Annotated in this window: 9 protein-coding genes; 8 read left to right on the top strand and 1 reads right to left on the bottom strand. The window is 67.7% G+C overall.

Annotated elements, in window-relative coordinates; genetic code table 11:
• The 5 genes from A3764_RS09740 to cobJ form a co-directional block, all read left to right on the top strand.
• Nucleotides 1-734 (top strand): cobaltochelatase subunit CobN (locus tag A3764_RS09740; protein ID WP_201722420.1); only part of this gene is annotated, 734 nt, incomplete at its 5' end.
• On the top strand, nucleotides 731-1,894 hold the full coding sequence (locus A3764_RS09735; protein ID WP_067926525.1) for a hypothetical protein: 1,164 nt from the start codon (nucleotides 731-733) through the stop codon (nucleotides 1,892-1,894). The genes A3764_RS09740 and A3764_RS09735, both read left to right, overlap by 4 nt.
• Nucleotides 1,884-2,513, top strand: a complete 630-nt coding sequence (locus tag A3764_RS09730) for a precorrin-8X methylmutase (RefSeq protein ID WP_067926528.1) — start codon at nucleotides 1,884-1,886, stop codon at nucleotides 2,511-2,513. Before A3764_RS09735 ends, A3764_RS09730 begins: the two co-directional genes overlap by 11 nt.
• Nucleotides 2,514-2,516: 3 nt before the next feature.
• Nucleotides 2,517-3,248, top strand: a complete 732-nt coding sequence (cobI, locus tag A3764_RS09725; RefSeq protein ID WP_067926531.1) for a precorrin-2 C(20)-methyltransferase — start codon at nucleotides 2,517-2,519, stop codon at nucleotides 3,246-3,248.
• Nucleotides 3,245-3,979 carry a precorrin-3B C(17)-methyltransferase gene (gene cobJ / locus A3764_RS09720; protein WP_067926534.1) on the top strand — a complete coding sequence of 245 codons (735 nt, stop codon included), beginning with the start codon at nucleotides 3,245-3,247 and terminating at the stop codon, nucleotides 3,977-3,979. The genes cobI and cobJ overlap by 4 nt, the downstream gene beginning before the upstream one ends.
• Here cobJ and A3764_RS09715 read toward each other — a convergent pair.
• Nucleotides 3,955-4,701, bottom strand: coding sequence for a cobalt-precorrin-6A reductase (locus A3764_RS09715; protein WP_067926537.1), 747 nt, complete (start codon nucleotides 4,699-4,701; stop codon nucleotides 3,955-3,957). The genes cobJ and A3764_RS09715 overlap by 25 nt on opposite strands.
• A 1-nt stretch (nucleotide 4,702) precedes the next feature.
• Between A3764_RS09715 and A3764_RS09710 the strand changes: the two genes are divergently transcribed.
• The 3 genes from A3764_RS09710 to A3764_RS09700 form a co-directional block, all read left to right on the top strand.
• Entirely contained in the window at nucleotides 4,703-5,887 is a 1,185-nt protein-coding gene (locus tag A3764_RS09710) for a bifunctional cobalt-precorrin-7 (C(5))-methyltransferase/cobalt-precorrin-6B (C(15))-methyltransferase (protein WP_067926540.1), read from the top strand.
• Nucleotides 5,869-6,264 (top strand): cobalamin biosynthesis protein, encoded by a 396-nt coding sequence (locus A3764_RS09705; RefSeq protein WP_443069369.1) that lies wholly within the window; start codon nucleotides 5,869-5,871, stop codon nucleotides 6,262-6,264. Before A3764_RS09710 ends, A3764_RS09705 begins: the two co-directional genes overlap by 19 nt.
• Nucleotides 6,261-6,560, top strand: a 300-nt coding sequence (locus A3764_RS09700) for an SAM-dependent methyltransferase (protein ID WP_236628161.1), incomplete at its 3' end; no start/stop codon positions are given. The genes A3764_RS09705 and A3764_RS09700, both read left to right, overlap by 4 nt.

Raw genomic sequence — 6,560 nt, 5'->3', positions numbered from 1 at the left:
AGCGAGAGGAAGCGGCGGACATGAACCCCTATCTTCAGCACGCGCCCCGGGTCTTTGGCCCGAAACCCGGCCTTTACGGCATGGAAATGGCCCATGCGCTGCACGATTACACCGATGCGGGCCGCGAAGCGGCGGGGCAGGCGTGGCTCAAGGGTTCCGAATGGGCCATCGATGCGCAGGGTACGGCGCGGCAGGATCGTCACGCGCTCGAGGCGCGGCTCAGATCGGCGGATGGCTTTGCCCATGTTCAGGATCTGGCGGAAACCGACATCCTGCTGGCGGCGGATTACGCGGACCACGAAGGCGGCTTTGCCGCCGCGATGGCGCACCTGGGGGCAGAGGCCCCGGCGATGTACCACGTCGACAGCACCCGCCTGAACGATCCCCGCGCCCGCACCCTGCCAGAAGAGGTCGCCCGCGTCGTCCGCGCGCGCGCTGCCAACCCCGGCTGGGCAAGCGGCATGATGCGCCACGGCTATCGCGGCGCCGCCGAGATCACCGCGACATTGGACAACCTTGCCGCCTTTGCTCATCTCACGCGGGAGGTCTCCGCGCATCTGTTCGATCTCTATTACGAGGCGACATTGGGCCGGAATGATCTGGTGGAGTTCATGGAAAGGGAAAACCCCGCCGCGCTGGACGCCTTGCGTCGCCGGTTCGAAGCGCTGCGCGATGCGGGGCTCTGGGTGACACGGCGAAATTCGATCTCCGCCGGGATGGACGCGGTTCGATGAACGCGGCCGCGCAGAACACGACGAGTCCCGCCGTACGCGGCTGGTGCCCCGGCGCGCTGCGCCCGATGCTTTCCGGCGACGGGCTCGTTGTGCGGCTGCGCCCGCGGCTCGGGCGTCTCTCGCGTGAACAGGCCGCCGGAGTGGCAGAGCTTGCGGAAATGCATGGCAACGGCATGCTCGACCTTTCCAGTCGTGCGAACCTGCAGATGCGGGGGGTGAGCGAAGAGGGACACGAAGGGCTGCTGACAGGGCTGCGCGCCCTTGGCCTGCTGGACGATGATGCAGAGGCGGAGGCGCGGCGCAACGTGCTGCACCATCCGTTTGGCGCCTGCATGGAAACCAGCGCCCAACTTGAGGATGCGCTCGCCGATCCGTCGCTGCCGGTCCTCTCCTCGAAATTCGGCTATGTTCTGGATGCTGGGCCCGTGCCGCTGCTTCGGGATGCGCCCGGCGACATCCGGCTGGAACGTCACCCCGAAGCCGGGCTGATCCTGCGCCCCGATGGCGCCGCTTTCGGCAAGCCCGTGGCTGAGGCGGATGCTGTACCGGAAATGCTTGCACTGACCCGTTGGTTCGCCGGGGCGGGCGGCTTTTCAACAGGGCGGATGCTGCACCTTGTGGCGCAGGGCGCCGCATTGCCGCCGGGCTACGTTGCGCCTGTGTCAACGGATGCTCCCGCGACGCCCGTCCCGGGACCGCAGGAAAACGGATACCTCGTCGCGCTCGCCTTCGGCCAGATGGATGCCGCGACGTTGCGCGAATTGTCCCGGCTGGGAGACGTGCGGCTGACGCCCTGGCGCATGGTCCTGATCGAGGGACTTGGGCAGGCACCCGACCTTCCCGGCCTCATCACGCGCGGGGATGATCCGCTGCTGCGGGTCGTGGCCTGCGTCGGGCATCCCGCCTGCCTGCAGGCGCGGGGAGAGACGCGGCAAACGGCCCGGACGCTCGCGCCTTTGGTCCCGCCGGGGCGCAAGCTCCATGTGTCGGGCTGCGCCAAGGGCTGTGCCCACGCCAAGCCCGCCGACTTTACGCTGATACCGGGACCCGAGGGATTTGATCTGGTCCGAAACGGCCGCGCCGACGCCCGACCGGATCGCCGGAGGCTGGATATGCCCGCACTTGCCCGCGTGCTGAAAGAGGAAGCCGATGCCACATAGCTACATCACCGACGGGGCGGAGATATACCGCCAGTCCTTCGCTACCATCCGGGCGGAAGCGGCGCTTTCCCGCTTTACTCCGGAGGAGCAGATCGTCGCCGTGCGCATGATCCATGCCGCCGGCATGGTGGGCCTGGAAGCGGCCATCCGCTTTTCCGAAGGCATGGCCATCGCCGCGCGGGCCGCGCTGGAGGAGGGCGCGCCGGTGCTGTGCGACGCCTACATGGTCTCCGAAGGGATCACCCGCAAACGGCTGCCCCGCGACAACGAGGTCATTTGCACCCTGCGCGATCCGAAGGTGCCCGACCTTGCCGCGCAGATGGGCAACACCCGCTCCGCCGCAGCGCTGGAACTCTGGCGGCCCCATCTATCCGGCGCCGTGGTGGCCATCGGCAACGCGCCGACGGCGCTGTTCCACCTGCTGAACATGCTGGAGGATCCCGAGTGCCCCCGCCCGGCGGCCATCATCGGGTGTCCCGTGGGTTTCATCGGGGCGGCCGAAAGCAAGGATGCGCTGATGCAGGATCTGCCCGTGCCTTCGATGATCGTCGAAGGGCGGCTGGGCGGCTCGGCGATCACGGTCGCGGCGGTCAATGCGCTCGCCAGCAGGGTGGAGTAGGACATGGGCCGCATCATTTGCGCGGGGCTCGGCCCCGGCGACGTCGAACTGATGTCCGTGAAGTCCGACCGGGTGATCCGGGGCGCCCGCCATGTCGCCTATTTCCGCAAGAAGGGGCGCGAGGGGCAGGCGCGGAGCATGGTGGCCGGAATGCTGGCCGATGGCGTGACCGAATACCCAATGGAATATCCCGTCACGACCGAACTGCACTTCGGCTCCGAAGAATACCGCCGCGAAATGGTGGCGTTCTATGAACACTGGGCGGACAAGCTGGCCGAACTCGCCGGGCAGCATGACGTCGTCGTGCTCTGCGAAGGCGACCCGTTCTTTTACGGATCCTTCATGCATCTGCACACCCGCCTTCAGGGCCGGGCCGAGGTGGAGGTGCTGCCTGCCATTCCGGGTATGGTGGGCTGCTGGAACGCGCTGGATACGCCCTTTACATGGGGTGACGATGTGCTCACCGTTTTGATGGGCACCCTGCCGGAGGATGAACTGGCAGGCCATATGGACCGCGCCGATGCGCTGGTCGTGATGAAAACGGGCCGTAACCTGCCCGCCGTGCGCCGGGCGCTGGACCGGGCCGGGCGGCTTGATCAGGCGTGGCTCGTTGAGAAGGGCACGATGCCCGGCCAGCGCATCGCGCGACTGGCCGAGGTGGACGATGCCGATTGCCCGTATTTCGCCATCGTGCTGGTGCACGGAAAGGGCCGCCGCCCGGAGGCACCGGAGTGAGCGGCTGGGTCGCGGTTGTCGGCCTTGGCCCCGGGCGCGACGATCTGGTGACGCCCGAGGTCAGCGCAACGCTAGCCGAGGCGACGGATATCATCGGATACATCCCTTATGTCGAACGGATCGCACCCGCCGCTGGGCTGACGCTGCATCCCAGCGACAACCGGGTGGAGCTGGAGCGCGCGGAACTTGCCCTGCGGCTCGCGTCCGAAGGGCGGCGGGTCGTTGTGGTCTCTTCCGGTGATCCGGGGGTTTTCGCCATGGCCTCTGCCGTGTTCGAAGGGCTTGAAGCGCATCCCGGATACATGGGCACAGAGATCCGCGTTCTGCCCGGGATCACGGCCATGCTGGCCGCCGCGGCGGCGGCAGGCGCACCGCTGGGCCATGATTTCTGCGCCATCAACCTCAGCGACAACCTGAAGCCATGGTCCCTGATCGAGCATCGCCTGCGCATGGCGGCCCGGGGCGATTTCGCCATGGCCTTCTACAATCCCCGGTCCAAATCGCGCCCGCATCAGTTCGGTCAGGCGCTCGATATTCTCCGCGAAGAATGTGGCCCGAAACGGCTGATCATTTTCGCCCGCAACGTCAGCCGCCCGGACCAGACGATCAGGACCGTCGAACTGGGGGAAGCCACGCCCGAAATGGCTGATATGCGAACGGTCGTTCTGGTCGGCAATGCCGCGACTCGGCGGGTCGGCCCGCATGTCTATACGCCGCGCGGGGCCGAATGACGCAGCCAGCTCAATACGGCTTCCGGCTGCGCGAGGACGTGGCCGCCGGGCACCTCCGGTCGCTGGGCGAGGATGACGGGCAGGCGCAAGGCACGCGCGGCATCCAGCTTGGCCCGCGCGCCGCTGCCGCCGGCATTCTTCGCAACCACATGGGTTATGCCGTGGGTTTCCATGAGCGCGCGGTCCCCCGCCACATCGAAAGGCCCACGCGCCAGTACGATGGCCGTATCCGGCAGGGGCAGCGCGCCTTCGGGCGGATCCACCAATCGCAACAGATAGTGGTGGTGGGGCGCCGTAGCAAACAATCCGATATGCTGTTTGCCGATCGCCAGAAAGATACGGGCAGGCTGTTCGGGCAGGGCGGCGGGCAAATCCTCCACCCCGGGTACGAAGGTCCAGTCATCCTCTGGCCCGGGATGCCAAGCGGGGCGCTCCAGCCTTGCCAGCGGCAACCCCAGTTGCGTGCAGGCGTCGTGGGCGTTGCGTGTCATCCCTGCGGCGAAGGGATGTGTGGCGTCGATCACATGGGTGATCGCTGCGCCCTCAAGGTAACGCAGAAGCCCCTCGACCCCGCCGAAGCCGCCAACCCGCGTGGGCAGGGGCTGGGAAACCGGCGCGCGGGTACGCCCCGCGTAGGAAAAGGTCGCATCGATCCCCGCGGCAGCCAGCAGGCCCGCCATTTGACTGGCCTCGGTCGTACCGCCGAGCAGAAGGATGCGCATGATGGGTGATCCCTGGCTCGTGATCATCGGGTTGAACGAAGATAGCCTTGCCGGTCTGTCGGGGGCAAGCCGGGCGGCCCTGGATGGCGCGGAAATCGTCTTCGGCGGGCCCCGGCACCTTGAACTGGCAGAGGTCGGCAGCCGGGGACGCCCCTGGCCCGTGCCGTTTTCGGTGGAACCCGTGCTCGCACTGCGAGGGCAGCAGGTGGCGGTTCTCGCCTCGGGCGATCCGTTCTGGTTTGGGGCTGGCGGCAGTCTTTCGGCACATCTCGAACCCGGTGAATGGCGGGTGTTTCCCGCCCCTTCCACCTTTGCGCTGGCTGCCGGCAGGCTGGGCTGGCGGCTGGAGGAAGTGCGCTGCATGGGGTTGCATGCGGCACCCATGGCGCGTTTGCGCCCCGCACTCGCCCCCCGAAGGCGCCTCATCTGCCTGTTGCGCGATGGCGACGCCCCGGCGGAACTGGCCCGTTGGCTTACCGGGGAGGGGGCCGGGACGGCAACCCTGCATGTCCTAGAAGCGCTGGGCGGGCCGAGGGAGCGCATTCGCAAGACCACAGCCGCCGTGTTTGACCTCAACGATATTTCCGCGCCGGTGGCCGTGGCTGTCGAACTGCCCGAAGACGTTGGGCTGTCGCGGACCTCTGGTCTTTCCGATGCGCTTTTTGCGAGCGATGGGCATCAGATCACCAAACGGCCCATTCGCGCGGTAACGCTGTCCAGCCTCTGCCCGCGCCCCGGTGAACGCCTTTGGGACTTGGGCTCAGGCTCCGGCTCGATCTCTGTTGAATGGTGCCTCGCCGGGGGGCGCGCCGAAGCGGTGGAGATGAAGCCCGCACGCCTCGACGCCATGCGCCGCAATGCCGAGGCGTTCGGGATCGAACATCTGATACAGATCCACGCGGGCGATTCACTGTCGCTCATCCACGACCTGGCAAAACCGAACGCGGTCTTTGTCGGCGGGGGTGCTTCCGCGCGGCTCTTCGATACGCTCTTTGCCGCCTTGCCCGCAGGGGTGCGGATCGTGGCGAATGGCGTCACGCTGGAGACCGAGGCGCTGCTGATCGAACAGCAGGCCAGCCGCGGCGGCACGTTGCTCAGGATCGAGACCGCGCAGGCCGAACCACTGGGTACGCTGCGCGGCTGGACGGCGGCGCGGCCGGTCGTGCAATGGGCGACAACGACATGAGGGTGGCTGGGATTGGCTTCCGGGGCGCGGCGGATGCAGCCGCGATCAACGATGCGCTGGACCGCGCCTTGGCCGAAGCGGGCGGGGCGATCGATGCGCTGGTGACCGAAGCCGCTAAGGCGCGCGCCCCTGTTTTCCGGGAAGTGGCGCAGGCGCGTGGCCTCCCCGGCCTCGGGGTGCGGGTAGAAGATATCGGCGGCCTGATGACGCCGACCCAATCGCNGCGCATTCAGGACCGTTTCGGGACCGGGTCGCTCTGCGAAGCGGCGGCGCTGGCCGCGGTGGGGCCGGGGGGGCGGCTGGTTGCGGTGCGGGTGATCTCGGGTGATGGTATGGCGACGGCGGCGATTGCCGAAAGCGAAGGGAACGACAGGTGACGGTACATTTCATCGGCGCGGGGCCGGGCGCGCCCGACCTTATCACGTTGCGGGGGCGGGACCTGATCGCGGCTTGCCCGGTTTGCCTCTATGCGGGTTCCCTCGTGCCCGAAGCGCTGCTTCAGCACTGCCCCGAAGGCGCGCGCGTGGTGAATACGGCGCGCATGTCGCTCGATGAGATCATGGAAGAGATCGCCGCTGCGGACGCCGCCGGCCATGATGTCGCGCGCCTTCATTCGGGGGACCTTTCAGTGTGGTCGGCCATGGGCGAACAACTGCGCCGCCTTCGCGCGATG

This window comes from Sulfitobacter sp. HI0129 (genome assembly GCF_001635395.1).
Classification (GTDB): Bacteria; Pseudomonadota; Alphaproteobacteria; order Rhodobacterales; family Rhodobacteraceae; genus Sulfitobacter.
Note: the sequence above shows the minus strand (reverse complement) of the source record. Positions and strands in the feature narration are given on the sequence as shown.

Excerpts from the sequence above, each read along its gene's own strand:
- cobI (WP_067926531.1), top strand. The coding sequence starts at position 2,517 with ATGGGCCGCATCATTTGCGCGGGGCTCGGCCCCGGCGACGTCGAACTG.
- A3764_RS09710 (WP_067926540.1), top strand. The coding sequence starts at position 4,703 with ATGGGTGATCCCTGGCTCGTGATCATCGGGTTGAACGAAGATAGCCTT.
- A3764_RS09730 (WP_067926528.1), top strand. The coding sequence starts at position 1,884 with ATGCCACATAGCTACATCACCGACGGGGCGGAGATATACCGCCAGTCC.
- A3764_RS09735 (WP_067926525.1), top strand. The coding sequence starts at position 731 with ATGAACGCGGCCGCGCAGAACACGACGAGTCCCGCCGTACGCGGCTGG.
- A3764_RS09715 (WP_067926537.1), bottom strand. The coding sequence starts at position 4,701 with ATGCGCATCCTTCTGCTCGGCGGTACGACCGAGGCCAGTCAAATGGCG.